The 17,346-nt window shown below is 72.4% G+C and carries 11 protein-coding genes; 4 read left to right on the top strand and 7 right to left on the bottom strand.

All coding sequences use genetic code 11. The annotated features are described in order from the left end of the window. Positions 1-27 precede the first annotated feature (27 nt). The 5 genes from KJS59_RS01820 to KJS59_RS01840 form a co-directional block, all read right to left on the bottom strand. Positions 28-798 carry a 2,3-dihydro-2,3-dihydroxybenzoate dehydrogenase gene (locus KJS59_RS01820; protein WP_213450430.1) on the bottom strand — a complete coding sequence of 257 codons (771 nt, stop codon included), beginning with the start codon at positions 796-798 and terminating at the stop codon, positions 28-30. A gap of 13 nt (positions 799-811) precedes the next feature. Then, positions 812-1,975, bottom strand: coding sequence for a 3-deoxy-7-phosphoheptulonate synthase (locus tag KJS59_RS01825; RefSeq protein ID WP_213450480.1), 1,164 nt, complete (start codon positions 1,973-1,975; stop codon positions 812-814). A gap of 234 nt (positions 1,976-2,209) precedes the next feature. Next, entirely contained in the window at positions 2,210-3,430 is a 1,221-nt protein-coding gene (locus tag KJS59_RS01830; protein WP_213450431.1) for an IS701 family transposase, read from the bottom strand. Between the two features lie 344 nt (positions 3,431-3,774). Then, positions 3,775-4,347, bottom strand: coding sequence for an NADPH-dependent FMN reductase (locus KJS59_RS01835; RefSeq protein ID WP_213450432.1), 573 nt, complete (start codon positions 4,345-4,347; stop codon positions 3,775-3,777). 16 nt (positions 4,348-4,363) lie between these two features. Then, positions 4,364-5,434 carry a LacI family DNA-binding transcriptional regulator gene (locus KJS59_RS01840; RefSeq protein WP_213450433.1) on the bottom strand — a complete coding sequence of 357 codons (1,071 nt, stop codon included), beginning with the start codon at positions 5,432-5,434 and terminating at the stop codon, positions 4,364-4,366. A gap of 350 nt (positions 5,435-5,784) precedes the next feature. On the opposite strand from KJS59_RS01840, the gene KJS59_RS01845 reads away from it, so the two are divergent. Next, positions 5,785-6,936 (top strand): glycosyltransferase, encoded by a 1,152-nt coding sequence (locus KJS59_RS01845; protein ID WP_213450434.1) that lies wholly within the window; start codon positions 5,785-5,787, stop codon positions 6,934-6,936. An 84-nt stretch (positions 6,937-7,020) separates the two neighbouring features. Here the strand turns inward: KJS59_RS01845 and KJS59_RS01850 are convergent, their stop codons facing one another. Beyond that, positions 7,021-7,974, bottom strand: coding sequence for a glycosyltransferase (locus KJS59_RS01850; RefSeq protein WP_213450435.1), 954 nt, complete (start codon positions 7,972-7,974; stop codon positions 7,021-7,023). A gap of 241 nt (positions 7,975-8,215) precedes the next feature. On the opposite strand from KJS59_RS01850, the gene KJS59_RS01855 reads away from it, so the two are divergent. Both KJS59_RS01855 and KJS59_RS01860 read left to right on the top strand, forming a co-directional pair. Continuing rightward, positions 8,216-9,139 carry a glycosyltransferase gene (locus tag KJS59_RS01855; RefSeq protein WP_213450436.1) on the top strand — a complete coding sequence of 308 codons (924 nt, stop codon included), beginning with the start codon at positions 8,216-8,218 and terminating at the stop codon, positions 9,137-9,139. Continuing rightward, complete coding sequence (locus tag KJS59_RS01860) at positions 9,136-10,440, top strand: sugar efflux transporter (protein ID WP_213450437.1); 1,305 nt, start codon at positions 9,136-9,138, stop codon at positions 10,438-10,440. The genes KJS59_RS01855 and KJS59_RS01860 overlap by 4 nt, the downstream gene beginning before the upstream one ends. 223 nt (positions 10,441-10,663) lie before the next feature. Here KJS59_RS01860 and KJS59_RS01865 read toward each other — a convergent pair whose 3' ends face one another. Then, entirely contained in the window at positions 10,664-11,344 is a 681-nt protein-coding gene (locus KJS59_RS01865; RefSeq protein WP_213450438.1) for a hypothetical protein, read from the bottom strand. 448 nt (positions 11,345-11,792) lie between these two features. Here KJS59_RS01865 and KJS59_RS01870 point away from each other — a divergent pair, with 448 nt between their 5' ends. Then, the gene (locus KJS59_RS01870; protein ID WP_376771107.1) at positions 11,793-17,267 is read left to right on the top strand and encodes an ATP-binding protein; all 5,475 of its coding nucleotides are present in this window, start codon (positions 11,793-11,795) and stop codon (positions 17,265-17,267) included. Positions 17,268-17,346: the final 79 nt, after the last annotated feature.

Consider the following 17,346-nt stretch of genomic DNA (forward strand, 5'->3'; position numbering starts at 1 on the left):
TCCTCCTTGAACGGCGAGGGACGGCGGCTAGACGCCCAGGGCGGCGCCGCCGTCGACGGTGAGATCCTGCAGGGTGATGTGGCTGGCCCGGTCGGACAGCAGGAAGGCGACGGCGTCGGCGATGGCGGCCGGGGTGGCCACCTTGCCCAGCGGGATGCCCACCCGGTAGCTGTCGAGCCGGCCCTCGAGGGTTTCGCGGCGGTCGCCGTCGTCGCGCCACATCGAGCGCAGCATCGGCGTGTCGGTCGACCCCGGCGCGACCACGTTGCACCGGATCCCGTACCGGGCCACCTCCAGACCGAGGCACTTGGTGTACATGGCCGCGGCCGCCTTGGAGGCCGCGTACGCCGCCATCCGCATGCGCGGTACCCGCGCCGCGTTCGAGGCCACCGTGACGATGCCGCCGCGGCGGCGCGGGACCATCCGGTCCACGACCGCCCGGGAGACGTTGCGGACGCCGGTCACGTTGACCGCGAAGGTGTCCGACCAGTCCTCGTCGCTGAGCGCGCGCGCCTCGCCGAGCCGCAGGATCCCGGCGCAGTTGACCAGATAGTCGACCGGTCCGAGCCGGCGCTCCACATCGTCCACCATGGAGGTCACCGACCGGGCGTCGCGTACGTCGGTGGGGAACGCCTCCGCCCGTGCCCCGTTCACCCCAAGTTTCGCCACGAGCGTCGCGAGCCGGTCGCTCTCCCGATCGACGGCCGCGACGGCCACCCCCTGGTCGCCGAGCGCCGAGGCGACGGCCGCACCGATTCCGCCGGCCGCTCCGGTGACGACGGCGATTCCCTGCTCCATCTGCCCTCCCACCTCACTCGTGCCACGCCATGACCACGGACGCCGCCTGCTCGGGGTTGAGCCGCGGGTCGCAGAGGCTGGTGTACTTTTCGCCCACCCGGTCGATCTGGGACGCGTCCTGGACGCACTCGGTGACGGTGTCCGGGGTGGTCTCCAGGTGGATGCCGCCCGGGACGCCGCCGCCGCGCCGCACCGCGCCGAGGAACAGCCGGACCTCGCGGGCGATGGTCTCGACGAAGCGGGTCTTCAGACCGTCCGGCGCGACGACGGTGTTGCCGTGCATCGGGTCGGTGAGCCAGCTGACCGGGTGCCCGGCCCGCCGGGCCGCCTGGACCAGGTCCGGCAGGCGCTCGGCCACCAGGTCCGCGCCCATCCGGGCGATGAGCGTGAGCCGGCCGGGCTCGCGCCGCGGATCGAGCCGCTCGCAGACCTCCAGCAACGTCCCGGTCGTCAGGTCCGGCCCGACCTTGTACGCGACCGGGTTGGTCACCCGGGCCAGCAGGGCCACGTGCGCCCCGTCCGGCGCGCCGGTGCGGTATCCGATCCACGGCCAGTGCGTCGAGGCGAGCACCGGTTCCCCGCCCGGCTCCCGCCGGACCATCGGGATCTCGTAGTCGAGCAGCAGCGCCTCGTGGCTGGTCCAGACCGGCGGCTGCATGCCGGGCAGCGCGGCGTCCGGGCGCCAGCCCAGGTGGCCCATGATCGTGGTGGCCGCGCGGTACCCGCTGAGCATCCGCTCCGGATCGGGCCGGCGGCCCTGCGGATCGGGCTCGGGGCAGTTCACCATGTGGCCGCGGAAGACCGCCAGTTCGGTGCCGCCGACCACCTCGACCGGGCGCGACCGGGGCTTGGCGAACTGGCCGGCGATGCGCCCGACGCGGACCACCGGCCGGCGGTCGCGCAGCCGCATGGCGCCGGCGAGCAGGTCCAGCATCGCCGCCTTGCGCGCCACGTCGACGGCGCCGGACTCCGCCGGGTCCTCGGCACAGTCGCCGCACTGCACCACGCACGCCTCGCCCCGGGCGACCCGGGCGAGCACGCCCCGCAGCCGCCGCACGGACGCCGCGCCGACCAGCGGGGCGCTGGCCGCCAGTTCCGCGCGGATGTCCTCGACCCGCGCCTCGTCGCTCCACAGTGGTTGCTGGGGAGCCGGCCTCGTCGCGGGCTCGCTCGTCATCGTGTCCACTGGTTCCCTCCATGCCGCGGCACCGGGCTCGCGCTGCTGTCGGTCAGGGATCGAGGCATCTGGCCGGAATTCGCCCGGCCATCCGCGCGCTGGCGCGTCGCGGAGAACCCTCACCCGCATCCTGCGGCCCGGCCGGCGCGGAGCCCATCGAATCAGATCGATTCCGTCAGCTCTGCGACACTCCGTCAAGTCGCGCCGCGCCTATCGGGGTGCGACGCCGACGGTTCAACTGGCGTAGGCGAGTTCGGCATCCGGGCGGACCGGCGCGCGGCGGCCGCGGGCCCGGTCCAGCCGGGCGACCGGCGGCACCTGGGCGCGATCGCCGCCGAGGACCGCGATGGCATGCGCCGCCGACGCGAGGGTCACGTGCCGGTGCCAGCCGCCGAAGGAGCGGCCGGTGAAGTCTCGCAGGCCGACCCCGTCGGTGATCTCGGCGCAGTCCCGGTCCACCCGGCCGGGCAGCCGGGCGAGCCGGAGCAGGTCCGCCACGGGTGTGTCGATCAGCGTCGTCAGCCACAGTTCGCGCGGCGCGGGCGCACCGGCCGGCTCGACCCCGATCAGGAGCAGGTCACGCGGCAGGGTCTCCGGCCCGCCCACGGGATCGCGCACCACCGCGGTCGTGGCCATGGTGACCGGCGCCGGCCGGTGCGCCGCGCCGGTCCGCCAGTGGACGGGGCGGCGCATGTTGCGCAACGCGATCAGCAGCCGGTCGGCCTGGACCCGGGCACCGTGCCCGGGAAGCCCCCGGTCCGGCAGGTCCAGCGGGACGGTGCCGTTGATCCGGACCAGCGCGGGCACCCGGGCCGCCCGGAGGCGGCGCAGGACCGCCAGCGGGTCCAGCCGGCGGGCGTCCAGCACGACCGGCCGGACCGGCAGCTTCCAGTCCGCCATCACCTCGACGCACGACCGCACGGCGCACTCGCCCGGCGACTCGGGTTCCAGCTCGTCGGGGATCGCCGGGCCGCCGCGCCGCCCCGCCTGCCGGACCTCGTCGGGCGACAGTTGCATCCGCCAGTTCACCGGCATGCCGCGGTCCGGCCAGGCCGCCCAGACCCCGCAGGCCTCCTGACAGTTCAGCAGCTGGCCCAGCTCCGGGAAGAAGCGACGGTGCACGCCCACCGAGTTCTTGCCCGCCTTCGGGATGACCATCGGGCGCATCACCCAGGCCAGGGGCGGCTCCGGCCCGGTCAGGAGCTCGGCCAGCGCCCGCCGGACCGGCCGCCAGTCCCAGGTGGAGGAGCAGATGAAGTGGTGCAGGCTCTGCTCGGCGGCCGGGCCGCCGATCAGGGTGGCGATGTTGCGGATGGACTTGCGCCCCTCGGCGCCGAGCAGCCCGTGTACGTACTCGGTGCCCTTCCGTCGTTGGTCGCACCGGGGCAGCGCGGCGAAGATCGTCGAGCAGACGTCCGCCGTCACCTGGTCCGGATACACATTTGTGCTACTCATGGGATGCCCCCGTTCCGGTCAGCAAACCGCATTCACGACGCATCCGCGGTCCAGCCGAGGACGCGTGACTGAATGAGCTGGTCCAGATATCCGAGCCGCGAGAGAGTTGCCCTGTCTGATGGTTGACTGACCGCGCGGGGAGTGCGTACCGGATTCGGCGGGAATGGTCGCGCGGCCTACCTGTGACAGATCTAGATTAGTCGATGTATTTGGTCATGGCAACCGCATGTTTCGGGTGCCTCGTTCCATTGTTTGTGGGGCGTGCTCGACCGCGGTCCGGTGCGTACCGAAAATGCACCGGACCCGGCGGTCATTCAATTGAGAAACGTCGACGGAGGCGGCGCTCAGCCGCCGAACGTCCGTTCCTCGCGGGCCGCCCTGAGTGCGTTCGCCCACCAGGAAAGCTGCTTGAGCAATTCGTCCGCCGCCCGGTTGGCCCGCTCGGGTTCGCGCAGCGTGCCGCGCTCGTCGAACTGATCCTCGGCCCAGTGGAAGCTCACGGTGTGCCGGACGGCCACCGCGTTCAACTCGGCAAAGACGGGCTTGAGCTGCTCGACCGAGCGCAGGCCGCCGGCCGTGCCGCCGTACGAGACGAAGGCCACCGGCTTGGCGAACCACTCGACCCGCGCCGTGTCGATCGCCGTCTTCAGCCCGCCCGGATAACCGTGGTTGTACTCGGGCGTGACGATCACGAACGCGGCTGCCCGGTCGATACGGGCGGCGAAGTCCGCCGCGTCACCGCTGCCGTCGAGGGTCGCCGGCAGGGTGAACTCGGCCAGGTCGATCACCTCGACCTTGAACTCGTCCCGCCCCGCCAGCCGGCCGAGGAGCCACTCGGCAACCACGGGCCCGAACCGGCCCTCCCGCACGCTGCCGACCAGCACCGCGAGATCGATGGGATTCTGTTGCTGCTGCACGGGAGGCCTCCCAACCTCAGTTAGCCGGACCGGTTGACGTGCGAGTGACCAGCTGCGTCGGCAGTACCATCCGGCGCTGGGTGTACGAGGAGTCGAGCAACATCCGCCCCATCAACCGGCCCTTCTCGCGGATCGGCTGCCGCACGGTGGTCAGGCCCGCCGGGGCGGCGGCGGGAATGTCGTCGAAGCCGACCACCGAGACGCCACCCGCGCCCGCGGGGACGTTCCGGCGGGCCAGCGCCTCCAGCGCACCGAGCGCCAGGACATCGCTGGTCGCGACGATCGCGGTCGGCGGATCCGCCCGCTCCAGGGCGGCGTCGGCCGCCACCCAGCCGGACGCGGCGGTGTTGCGCCGGGCCGCGACGACCGTGACCCGGCCGTGCCCGGCCAGCCCCTCCCGGATCCCCGCCAGGCGCAGCCGGGAGTAGGGAAACAGCTCGTCCTCCTCGACGGCCTCGTCCGGGCTGGACGGTTCGTGCAGGTGGTCGACCACCACGGCGACGTGCCGGTGACCCAGGCCGGCGAGGTACTCGCCCACGCTGCGGCCCGCCTCCCGCTCGTCGATCATCACGCAGTGACTCTCGGAGTTGTCCACCGACCGGATCAGCGGCAGCCCCCGGCTCAGCAGCACCTGCAAGGCCGGATGACCGTCGTCGATACCGTCGGCCACCGCCCCGTCGATCACGGCGTGGCGCACCGCCTCGACCGAGCGGCGCACCTCCTCCTCGGGGGCGACGACCCGGCGCGCGAGGGGGATCAGCACGACGCTGATCCGGTTCTCCTCCGCCACCTCGGCCAGGCCCGTCAACAACTCGACGCAGTACGGGTCGGAGAACGCGTAGGACAGTTGCGAGGTGAAGAGCACGCCGATCGCGCCGCTGTGCCGGCTGCGCAGCGACCGCGCCGCCGGGTCCGGCCCGGCGTAGCCCTGCTCCCGGGCGATGGCGAAGATCATGTCGCGCACCTCGTCGGAGACGTGCTCCGGCTTGTTGTAGGCATTGGACACGGTGGTGAGCGACACGCCCGCGGCCAGGGCCACCGTCTTGAGACTCGGGCCCTTCGCCTTCCCCGCCGCCGATCTCTTCACGCCACCCGCCGTGTCCACTCGTCGCGATCTTGATGTTTAACGTTCATGTAAAACGATACACAAGGACCGCGCGCTGTCAAACGCCGCCGCACGCAATGTCACTTCCGGCACCCACCACCGACCCTCCGCCCGTCGATCTTGGACTTGTGGCGCCCGAACCGAGGTGATTGAGGCCGTTTTACTCCCCCACGGAGTCCAAGATCGACGGAAGCCGGGCGGGCGGGCCGGGATGCGGGTGACGGGACCTGACACATCTACCGGGGGTCACCGGCGCCGGGCGCTCCGCTCTGGCAGGTTCGGCCATAGACCAACGTCGAGTCGTAGCACGAACCGGATTCAAGGAGCAGCCGATGGCCAGGTTCCTGTGGGCCAGCTTCGACGGCGGCGGCAACGTCCCGCCCAGCCTCGGGGTGGCGCGAGAACTCGTCCGGCGCGGCCACGAGGTGTCGTTCGCCGGGCGCCCGGAGCTGGTGCGGCGGATGCGCCGCGACGGCCTCCCGGCGATCGAACTCACCCGGTCGTACGCGCACGCCGACCGGTACGACTGGCACCCGCGCGGGCGGCTGTTCGCGTACCTCACCTCGCCGGCGGTCGGCGACGAACTGCTCGCCCTGGCCAAGGCGGAGGGCCCGGACGTCATGATCATCGACGCCATGTTCGGCGGGGCGCTCGCCGCGGCGCCCCGGTTCGGGCTGCCCACCGCGGTCATGCTGCACACGTTCCTGCACCGCACGATCGACGGCTGGCGGGTCCTGATGGCGGACGAGAGCGACGCCCGCGCCCGCAGCGGCTTCGACCCGCTGCCGCCGCTGGAGGCGATGTGGGGCGAGCCCGACCTGCTGCACGTCAACTCGCTGCGGCAGCTCGACTGCGCACCGAAGGTCCGCTGGCCGAACATCCGCCACGGCGCGCCGATCCTGACCGACGACGGGCGCGCGGTCCCCGTCGAGCTGCCCTGGCCGGCCGGCGACCCCCACCCGGTCGCCCTGATCAGCTTCAGCACCGCCCTGGCGCAGGCGTCCCTCGGCAAGGTGCAGCGCAGCCTGGACGCGCTCGCCGACCTGCCGGTCCACCCGGTCGCCACGGTGGGCGACGCGATCGACCCGGCCGCGCTGGCCATCCCCGCCAACGCGCACGTCGTCCGGTTCGCCAAGCACAATCCGCTGGTGGAGCGGGCGGCGCTGGTGCTGACCCACGGGGGCCACGGCACGGCGATGCGGGCGCTGGCGCACGGCGTACCCCTGGTATGCCTGGCCGGCCGGGCCGCCGACCAGGAGGGCGTGGCCGCCCTCGACCAGCCGCGGATCGCCGCCTTCTGCGAGGAGCGCGAGGTGGGCCGCATGGTCGACGCGGACGCGCCCGCGGAGCGGATCCGCGCCGCCGCCCGGGCCGTGCTGGAGGACCCGCGCTACCGGGCGAACGCCCGAGCCGTGGGCGCCCTGCTGGGGGCCAGGTCCGGCGCGGCCGAGGCGGCGAGCGCGGTGGAGCGGCTCGTCCGCTGACGATGCCGTTCCCGCGCCACCGGCAAGGCCCGCCCGCCGAGTCCACCGAGACGGACCGGCGGGCGGCCTACCGGGCGGACCGCGTCACCGCGAGCCGCCGGGCAGCGAGCCACCACCCGTCGGCTGGCGCCCCTCCCGCGCGAGGTACTCGGCGCAGCCGGGCAGCCCCCGCTCCACGATGACGTCGTTCATGTCGTACGGGTCGATCTTCGGGAAGAGCGGCGGGATCTGCGTGATCGGCGTGTCGTACTTCCCCGCGAAGTACTGGTAGTTGAGCGCCGCCGACGCCTCGTTCGCCGCCTTGTCCTTGGGGTGCGGAAGGTGGATCGCGGCCGCCGGGCGCACCAGGACGAACCGGGCGCCGGCGCGGTGCAGCCGGTAGCCGAGGTCCAGGTCCTCGCCGCCCCAACTGCGGTAGGTGTTGTCGAACCCGCCGACCGCCCGGATCTGCTCCGTGCCGGCCGAGGCGTTGGGGGTCCAGAACACCACCCAGGGCGCCGGGATGCCACCGAACTCGTCGGTGTACTTGGCGTAGAACCGCTCCCGGTGGTCCAGGAAGGTCCCGGTGCGCTCCCAGCGCGCGATGGTCGCCGCCGGATCGTCCAGATCGATCTCCGCCGCGATGAGGTCCGCGTCCTCGTTGTTCATGTTGAACCCGTACACGTACCCGCAGATCGCGATCGGACCGTCGGCCGACCGGTGGGCAGCGACGTGCGCCGCCAGGCAGTCCGGGTGCAGTTGCACACCCGAGTCGATGAAGACGCACACCTGGCCGCGCGCGTGGCGGACCCCCACGTTGCGCGCCTCGGCGGCCCGCCACCCCTCGTCCGGTTGGAAGAAGTAGTGCAGGTCCAGCCGGTCGCGGAACCCGGCCACCAGGTCCGCGGTCCCGTCGCCGGAACCGTCGTCGACCACGATCACCTCGAAGTCGGCCCGGGGCAGGCTCTGGCCGGCGAGCGACGCGAGGGTGTGCCGGAGCAGATCGGCCCGGTTGTATGTCGGGATCACAACGCTGCACGCGAGCGTGTTCGTTTCCACGGTTCCTCCTCCAGTGGATCTCCGCTGGTCCGCCATCCGCACGGCGCGGGCGAGGGCGCCGCCCGCCGATTCTTTCGCCACCGGTCGCACCCATCCCACCGGGAAGCGCCGATATGTCACCTCGACACACTCGAGGATCGTCGATTTGACATACTCGCCGGCTTCACTTGAGCCCCCCGATCCCCGGCGAGTATATGTCGACTGTGCCCGCCTCCACGGCCGCCACATTCCTGGGGGGAAAATGTCCGACAACGATCTCAAGTGCAGCGTCATCATCCCGACCTACAACCGCCGGGAATTGCTCGGCCACACCCTCGATTCGCTCACCCGGCAGACCCTGCCGCGGGCGGAATTCGAGGTGATTGTCGTCGACGACGGGTCCGGCGACGCGACCGGGGAGATGGTGCGCGGGTTCCAGGACCGGCTGCGGCTGCGCTACTTCTACCAGCCTGACGAGGGGTGGCGGGTGGCGCACGCCCGCAACATCGGCATCCGCAACGCCGCCGCCGGCATCTGCGTCTTCATCGACTCCGGCCTGCTGCTGCACTCCGGGTGCGTGGCCGCCCACGTGGCCAGCCACGAGGGGCGCGGCGGGCCGTCCGCGGTGATCGGCTACGTCTACGGCTTCAGCAACGACAACGCCGGGGTGGAGCGGCTCAGCCGCCAGATCGATCCGGACGACCCGGACGGCACCATCGCCCGGCTCGCCCGCGACCGCCGGCTCGCCGACCTGCGCGAGGAGTTCTACGCCGAGTACACCGACGAGTTCGGCGACCTGCCGGCGCCGTGGTCGGTGTTCTGGACCTGCAACGTGTCGGCCCGCACCGGGCAGATCCGCGAGGTCGGCGGCTTCGACGAGGCGTTTCGCAGCTGGGGCGGCGAGGACCTCGACCTCGGCTACCGGCTGCACCGCGCCGGCGCCCGGTTCTTCCTCGACCGGCGGGCGGCGGCGACGCACCTGCCGCACGAGAAGAAGACCGGCGCCAACGAGGAGCACGCGACCGAGAACTACCGGTACATGGCCCGCAAGTACGACACGCCCGTCACCCGGCTGCTGGAACTGGACGAGGTCCGGCCGTTCACGATCAACCGGATCATCCGGCAGCGCGGCATCCGGGAGCGCGGGCCGGCCGAGGCCCCGCTGCCCACGGGAGAGCCGGCATGACCGCCGGGCAGGTCTCGGTCACCGGCACCGGCCGCCTGCGGTTCCTACGCGACGGGGGCCTGAACAACCTGATCGCCGCGACGGGAGCGATCGGCGTCGGCGGCGCCATGGTGGTCACCTCCTTCAGCCTGTTCCTGGCCGACGAGATCAAGGCCGCTCCCCTGATGATCGGGCTGTTCTTCGCCGGCCGGGCCCTCGCGGAGATCGCCCTGGACCTGGTCGTCGGCGCCCTGTCCGATCGGATGGGCAACCGGCGGGCGCTGCTGGCCGTGTGCTCCGCCTCCTGCGGCGCGGGCGCGCTCAGCTACATGCTCCTGCGCGACTACTACCTGCTGTTCCTCGCCGGGGCGTTCTTCTTCGGCATCGGCGGCGCGGCCTTCTCCCAACTGTTCGCCTACACCCGGGAGTTCGCCGAGGCGCGCGGTATCGGGGTGGCCTTCTTCAACTCCGCCCTGCGCGCGGTCACCTCCGTGGCCTGGATCGTGGGCCCGCCGCTCGGCTTCCTGCTCATCGCCGAACACGGCTTCGGCGTCCTCTACGGCGCCGCCGCCGCCCTGTACGGGCTGGCCGCGCTGAGCTGCCTGTTCGGCCTACCCAACGTGGCCACCACCCGGCACGGCGACGCCGAGCGCGACACCGAACGCCAGTCGCTGCGCCACTCGTTCGCCGGAATCAACCGGCGCGCGGCGATCCTGATCGCGGTCATCGTCGTGATGGTGACCGTCAACATGATGTACCAGATCGACATCGCCCTGTTCGTGACGAAGGATCTGGGCTTCGGCATCGGGTTCACCGGCCTGCTGCTCGGCCTGGCCTCCGCGCTGGAGATCCCGATCGTGTTGTACTTCGGCGCCAAGGCCGACCGGATCGGCAGGTCCCGCCTGGTGCTGATCGCGGTCCTCTGCGCCGTCGCGTTCTTCGTCCTGCTGCCGATGGCCGACAGCCGGTGGCAACTGCTGGCACTACAGGTGCCGAACGCCATGTGGGTGGCGATCATACTGAGCATCCCCGTGGTCATCCTCCAGGACGAGATGCCGGGGCGGGTCGGCGTCGCCTCGGCGCTGTACTCCAGCGCCTTCAAGGCCGGCATGTTCCTCGGCGGCGCCGTGGCCGGCACCGTGGCCGCGCTCGTCGGGTTCACCAACCTCTTCTGGGTGTGCGCGATCCTGGCCGCAGCCTCCGCCGCCCTCCTCGTCGCCGGCAAACCCACCGAACCGTCGGCGGCCGCCCCCGCGGAGGAGGCCGACCTCAGCGACGACCGAGGCCCGGTCAGCCCCAGATCCGCCGGAGCATCCGGTTGACCTCAACCAGCAGACCGCACACCACCGGCGCGTCGCCCGACACGGGCGGGAGTGCGAGCAATTCGCGCGGCACGAACGGTTCGCGCGACGCGGGCAGTGCGAGCGGCACGGGCAGTGCGAACGGCGCGGGCAGCGCGGGCACTGCGGGCGCACGGGTGCACCCACGCGCAGGCGGTGGCCGCGGTCCACCTCGGTGGCGGGTGGGCGCGGCCACTGCCGCGGTTCAGGCGAGTTGCGTGGCCGGCGGTGCCGCTTCGGTCACTGCGTTGGCGTCGATCCAGTCCTGGAGGGCCGGGCCGCATTCGAAGCTGGCGATCATGGCGTAGCGCGGCGCGTCCCCCACGTGGTACACGGCGTGCCAGAGTCGTTCGGTGTCCACCACGAACTGGGCGCCCATGGGCAGCGGGATGCGGTGTTCGGTGGCCGGGTCGTCGCGGTCCTCGCGCAGGATCATGTAGCTGTCCGGGTTGTCGGTCAGGTTGAGCCAGGCGCGCACCACCCGGCCCTCACCCTCGGGGTTGAGCCGGTTGTTGTCGTCCTGGTGCAGGTACCGCTCGATGACCGACGCCGAGTCGGTGGACGGTTGCAGCTTGATGATGCGGACCCGGCCGTAACGGGCGCCGACCGCGGTGACCCAGTCCCGCAGGACCGGGGCGGTCTGGGCGTTGACCGTCCAGACCCCGTCCTTGTCCGGCAGGCCGTGTTCCCAGAATCCCCGGGGGTCGTCCTCGCCGTTGGCGGAGGCCAGGACCGCGAAGTTGGTGTCGCCGCCGGACTTCCAGTCCAGGTAGGTCAGGCCCTCCCACTGCGCCGGATCCAGCGCCTGCCCGTAGGGCCGGAGCGTGATGAACCCGGTGTCGACGAGACCTGGCAGCATGCTGTGCTGCGGCTGAACAGCTGTCATGGTGGTTACCCCCGTGTAGCTCATTGAGTACGCCACGCGGCAGGTACCCACGCCCCCCGGGCACAATCGCGGAAAAAGGGGCAAACATGCCACCCTTCCTGCCGTCGATCTTGCGGTTGCGGTGGTCGCCAAAGCGCGCATTCAGCCACACCTCGGGCACCACAAATCCAAGATCGGCTAACCGGGTGGGTGGGCCGGCGGCCCGCGACCGACCCGCCGCGACATCGACCAACGCAGGTGTTCCAACATAGGGAGTTGTCGGATCTCTACAACATCCGCTCCCCTGAGGTAGCGGGTCCGGGGGTTTCCATCCAAGGCGGCTGTGGTGAAGGTTGTTGGCGGGGACCCCTGCCCCGAGGGCGGCGGTCCCCCTTCTGTTGTGAACGCACCTATGGGGGCTTACACGGTGCTCAGCCGCATCGCCATCGTCAATAGAGGAGAGGCCGCGATGCGGCTGATCCACGCCGTCCGCGAGCTCAACGCCGAGGCCGAAGCCCCGCCGATCGAGACCGTCGCGCTCTACACGGACGCCGAGAGCACCGCGACCTTCGTCCGTGCGGCCGACGACAGCTACTGCCTCGGGCCGGCCTCGGCGCGCCCGTACCTGGACCACGCCCTCCTCGAGCGCGCGCTGGTCGAGACGCGCGCGGACGCGGCATGGGTGGGCTGGGGCTTCGTCGCCGAGGACCCGGCCTTCGCCGAGCTCTGCGAGAAGATCGGGGTCACCTTCATCGGCCCGAGCGCCACCGCGATGCGCGCGCTCGGCGACAAGATCGGCGCGAAGCTGATCGCCGAGGAGGTCGGCGTCCCGGTGGCGCCGTGGAGCCGCGGCGCGGTGGAGAGCCTGGCCGCGGCCAAGCACGCGGCGGCCGGGATCGGCTACCCGCTGATGCTCAAGGCGACCGCGGGCGGTGGCGGGCGGGGCATCCGGGTCGTCCGCAGCGAGGAGGAGCTCGCCGACGCCTACGCGCGCACGAGCCTGGAGGCGGAGCGCGCGTTCGGCAGCGGCGTCGTGTTCCTGGAACGGCTGGTCACCGGCGCCCGGCACGTCGAGGTGCAGGTGATCGCGGACGGCCAGGGCACCGCCTGGGCGCTCGGGGTGCGGGACTGTTCGGTGCAGCGACGCAACCAGAAGGTCATCGAGGAGTCGGCCTCCCCGGTGCTCGCCCCCGAGCAGGCCGGCGAGCTGAAGGCGGCGGCGGAGCGGCTCGCGCTGGCGGTGGACTATTGCGGCGCGGGTACCGTCGAGTTCCTCTACCACCCGGGCGAGCAGCTGTTCGCCTTCCTCGAGGTCAACACCCGGCTCCAGGTCGAGCACCCGATCACCGAGGCCACCACCGACTTCGACCTGGTCAAGGCCCAGATCCACGTGGCCGCCGGCGGCCGGCTCGGCGAGCTGTTCGCGCAGTCCGCGGAGCGGACCAGCTGGCAGGGGCCGGCCGAGGCCGGGCATGCCGTCGAGGCCCGGCTCAACGCCGAGGACCCCGACCGCGACTTCGCGCCCTCGCCCGGCCGGATCGTCCGGCTGGCGCTGCCCGGCGGCCCCGGCGTCCGGGTGGACACCGGGGTCAGCGAGGGCGACGTGATTCCGGCCGACTTCGACTCGATGATCGCCAAGATCATCGCGTACGGCCGCACCCGCGACGAGGCGCTCGGCCGGCTGCGTCGCGCGGTCGCCGAGACCACCGTGATCATCGAGGGCGGCGCCACCAACAAGAGTTTCCTGCTCGACCTGCTCGACCAGCCCGAGGTGATCGACGCCAGCGCGGACACCGGCTGGATCGACCGGGTCCGCGCGCAGGGCCGGCTGGTCTCCACCAGGCACTGCGGAATCGCGCTGGCCGCGGCCGCGATCGAGGCGTACGAGGACGAGGCGCTCGTCGAGCGGCAGCGGCTGCTGTCCACCGCGCACGGCGGCCGCCCGCAGGTCCAGCACTCCAGCGGCCGGCCGATCGACCTCAAGCTGCGGGGCGCGAGCTACCGGGTGTCGGTCGCGCAGACCGGGCCGCGCCGGTTCCGCGTCGGCATCGGCGAGGTGCCCACCGTGGACGTCGAACTGGAGCGGTTCGACGAGCACACCGGCCGGATCCTGGTCAACGGCCAGCGGTACCGGCTCGTCACCGACACGCACGGGCCCACCCACCTGGTCGAGGTGGACGGAGTGACGCACCGGGTCAGCCGCGACGAGGGCGGCGTGCTGCGCTCCCCCGCGCCCGCGCTGGTCGTCGCGACCCCCCTCGAGGTGGGTGCCGAGGTCGAGGCGGGCGCGCCCGTGCTCGTCCTGGAAAGCATGAAGATGGAGACCGTGCTGCGCGCGCCGTTCCGGGCGAAGCTGCGGGAGTGCCTGGTCTCCGTCGGCAGCCAGGTGGAGACCGGCGCGCCGCTGCTGCGCCTGGAGCCGCTCGGCGACCAGGCCGCGGGCGAGATCGCCCAGACCGAGGCCGTCGACCTGGAGCTGCCGCCCGAGCCGGACGGCCTGTCCGCTGAGGCCCGGGTCGCGCGCGGCATCGCCGACCTGCGCAGCCTGCTGCTCGGCTACGACCTCGACCCCCGCGACGAGCGCCGGGCGCTGTCCGCCTACCTGGCCGCCCGGGCCGAACTCGGTCACCGCCCGCTCGCCGAAGAGGTCGAGCTGCTGCAGGTGTTCGCCGACCTGTCCGAGCTCAGCCGCAACCGGCCGATCGGCGAGGAGACCCGGGTCGACACCCGGGTGCACAGCCCGCGCGAGTACTTCCACGCCTACCTACAGTGCCTGGACGTCGAGCGGGCCGCGCTGCCGGAGACCTTCTGCCAGCGGCTGGCCCGGGTGCTCGCCCACTACGGCGTCGAGGACTTCGAGCGCACGCCCGCGCTGGAAGAGGCCGTGTTCCGGATCTTCCTGGCGCAGCGCCGGGCCTCGGCCGACGTCTCGGTGATCGTCACGTTCCTGCAGCAGTGGCTGACCGAGTCGATCCCCGGCGACGGGCTGCGTGAGCTGGTCGCCCACGCGCTGGAGCACCTGATCTTCGCCACCCAGCTCCGGTTCCCGGTGGTCGGCGACCTGGCCCGCAGCATCGTGTTCCGGTGGGCCGCCCAGCCGATGCTGCGCCGCAAGCGGGCCGAGGTGTACGCGGAGGTCCGCGGTCACCTCCGCCACCTCGACGCGGACCCCGCCGCGGCCGACCGCGCCGAGCGGATCGCGAAGATGGTCGCCTCGCCCGAGCCGCTGGTCCGGCTGCTCGGGCAGCGCATCGGCAGGCCGGGCGCCGACCACGGCCCGATGCTCGAGGTGCTCAGCCGCCGCTACTACGGCAACAGCGGCGCGAGCGACGCGCGCTGCGTCGAGGTGGCGGGCCACTCGTTCTTCACCGCGCGGTACGACCGTGACGGCGAGCGCTTCCGGCTGGTCGCCGCGGCGGCGGACTTCGCCGAGCTGCCCGCGGTCCTGCACAAGGTCGCCGAGCTGTCCACCGCGGACTCCGGCGGCTCCGGCCCGGCGCGCCGCGACCCGGGGCCGTCGGTCGCCGACGTGTACCTGACCTGGGCCGACCAGCCGGACGTGGAGGCGATGGCCGCCACCCTGCTCGATGTTCTCGAGCACGCCGGGCTGCCGGAGGCGCTCCAGCGGGTGACGATGTCGGTGGCCGGGCGCAACGGCACGGCGATGCATCATCACTTCACGTTCCGTCCGGGCCTCGGCGAGGACCGGGTCATCCGCGGGCTGCACCCGCTGATCGCCGAGCGGCTGCAACTGCCGCGGCTGTGGAGCTTCGACCTGACCCGGCTGCCGTCCGCGGACGAGGACGTCTACCTCTTCCACTGCGCCGCCCCGAACAACCGGGCCGACGAGCGGCTGGTGGCGATGGCCCAGGTCCGCGACCTGACCCCGCTGCGCGACGCCGACGGTCGGATCCTCGCGCTGCCCGCGGTCGAGGGCGCGCTCGACGCGTGTCTCGACGCGATCCGCAAGGTCCAGGCGCAGCGGCCGGCGAAGAAGAGGTTCGACACCAACCGGATCACCATCTACGTCTGGCCGCCGAACGACCTGACGATCGACGAGCTGGACGCCGTCGCCCAGCGCGTGCTGCCGACCACGGCCGGCGCGGGCCTGGAGGAGGTCCTGTTCCTCGGCCGCCAGCGCGACGCGGCCACCGGGGAGCTGACCGACATCGCGGTCCAGATCTCCTACGACGCGGGCATGCAGGTGTCGGTCACCGAGCCGACGACCGAGCCGATCCAGCCCCTGGACGGCTACCGCCAGAAGGTGCTCTCGGCGCGGCGGCGCGGCACGACGTACCCGTACGAGCTGACCGGGATGCTGGCCGGCCAGCGCGGCGCCTTCACCGAGTACGACCTGGACGACACCGGCGCGCTGGCCCCGGTCGAGCGGCCGAAGGGGCAGAACACGGCGGGCCTCGTGGCCGGTGTGGTGCGCACGCCGACCGAGCGGTACCCCGAGGGCATCACGCGGGTGGTGCTGCTCGGCGACCCGACCAGGGCGCTGGGCGCGCTGGCCGAGCCGGAGTGCGCACGGGTGATCGCCGCGCTCGACCTGGCCGAGCGGATGCGGGTACCGGTCGACTGGTTCGCGCTGTCGGCGGGCGCGCGGATCTCGATGGCCTCGGGCACCGAGAACATGGACTGGGTGGCCGCCGCGCTCAAGCGGATCGTGGAGTTCACCCAGCGGGGCGGCGAGATCAACATCGTGGTCGCCGGGATCACGGTGGGCGCGCAGCCGTACTGGAACGCCGAGGCCACGATGCTCATGCACACCAAGGGCATCCTGGTGATGACCCCGGACTCGGCGATGGTGCTGACCGGCAAGCAGTCGCTGGACTTCTCCGGCGGGGTGTCGGCCGAGGACAACTTCGGCATCGGCGGCTACGACCGGGTGATGGGCCCCAACGGCCAGGCCCAGTACTGGGCGCCGGACCTGCGGGCCGCCCGCAACGTGCTGATGGCGCACTACGACCACACCTACATCGCGCCCGGCGAGAGCCGGCCGCGGCGGGCGGCCACGTCCGACCCGGTCGACCGGGACATCTGCGGCTTCCCCCACGCGGTGCCGGACAGCGATTTCACGACCGTCGGCGAGATCTTCTCTCGGGACCGCAACCCCGACCGGAAGAAGCCGTTCGACATCCGCACGCTGATGCGGGCCCTGTCCGACCAGGACCACGTGATCCTGGAGCGCTGGGCGGGCATGGCCGACGCCGAGACCGCGGTGGTGCAGGACGTGCACCTCGGCGGCATCCCGGTGTGCCTGCTCGGTATCGAGTCCCGGCCGGTGCCGCGGCGCGGGTTCCCGCCCACCGACGGCCCGGACACCTACACCGCGGGCACCCTGTTCCCGCGCTCCTCCAAGAAGGCCGCGCGGGCGATCAACGCGGCCAGCGGGAACCGGCCGCTGGTCGTCCTGGCGAACCTGTCCGGGTTCGACGGCTCACCGGAGTCGATGCAGAAGTTGCAGCTGGAGTACGGCGCGGAGATCGGCCGGGCGATCGTGAACTTCGAGGGGCCGATCGTCTTCTGCGTGATCTCGCGGTATCACGGCGGGGCGTTCGTGGTGTTCTCCAAGGCGCTCAACCCGAACATGACCGTGCTCGCCGTGGCGGGCTCGTTCGCGTCCGTCATCGGCGGGGCGCCGGCGGCGGCCGTGGTGTTCGCGGGAGAGGTCAACGCCCGCACGGCGAAGGATCCTCGGGTGGCCGAGCTGGAGGCGGGTATCGCCGCGGCGACCGGTGGGGAGCGGGCGGCACTGGTCGCGCAGCTCATGGAGGTCCGGGCCACGGTCCGGGCGGAGAAGCTAGGCGAGGTGGCGGCCGAGTTCGACGGGGTGCACAGCATCCAGCGCGCGGTCGAGGTCGGCTCGGTGGACGCCATCATCCGGCCCGAGGAGCTGCGCCCGCAGATCATCGCGGCCATCGAGCGCGGCCTCGCCTAGGTGTACGCGTGAATGGGCCGGGGGGCACCGTGCCCCCCGGCCCTCGCGCTCGCATGACCCTTGCCCATGGGCGGCACAG

The organism is Rhizomonospora bruguierae (genome assembly GCF_018397995.1).
Taxonomy (GTDB): Bacteria; Actinomycetota; Actinomycetes; order Mycobacteriales; family Micromonosporaceae; genus Rhizomonospora; species Rhizomonospora bruguierae.

Bases quoted from the DNA above. Each gene is read 5' to 3' on its own strand.
- KJS59_RS01865 (WP_213450438.1), bottom strand. From the start codon at position 11,344: ATGACAGCTGTTCAGCCGCAGCACAGCATGCTGCCAGGTCTCGTCGAC.
- KJS59_RS01860 (WP_213450437.1), top strand. From the start codon at position 9,136: ATGACCGCCGGGCAGGTCTCGGTCACCGGCACCGGCCGCCTGCGGTTC.
- KJS59_RS01845 (WP_213450434.1), top strand. From the start codon at position 5,785: ATGGCCAGGTTCCTGTGGGCCAGCTTCGACGGCGGCGGCAACGTCCCG.
- KJS59_RS01825 (WP_213450480.1), bottom strand. From the start codon at position 1,975: ATGACGAGCGAGCCCGCGACGAGGCCGGCTCCCCAGCAACCACTGTGG.
- KJS59_RS01870 (WP_376771107.1), top strand. From the start codon at position 11,793: ATGCGGCTGATCCACGCCGTCCGCGAGCTCAACGCCGAGGCCGAAGCC.
- KJS59_RS01830 (WP_213450431.1), bottom strand. From the start codon at position 3,430: ATGAGTAGCACAAATGTGTATCCGGACCAGGTGACGGCGGACGTCTGC.
- KJS59_RS01820 (WP_213450430.1), bottom strand. From the start codon at position 798: ATGGAGCAGGGAATCGCCGTCGTCACCGGAGCGGCCGGCGGAATCGGT.
- KJS59_RS01855 (WP_213450436.1), top strand. From the start codon at position 8,216: ATGTCCGACAACGATCTCAAGTGCAGCGTCATCATCCCGACCTACAAC.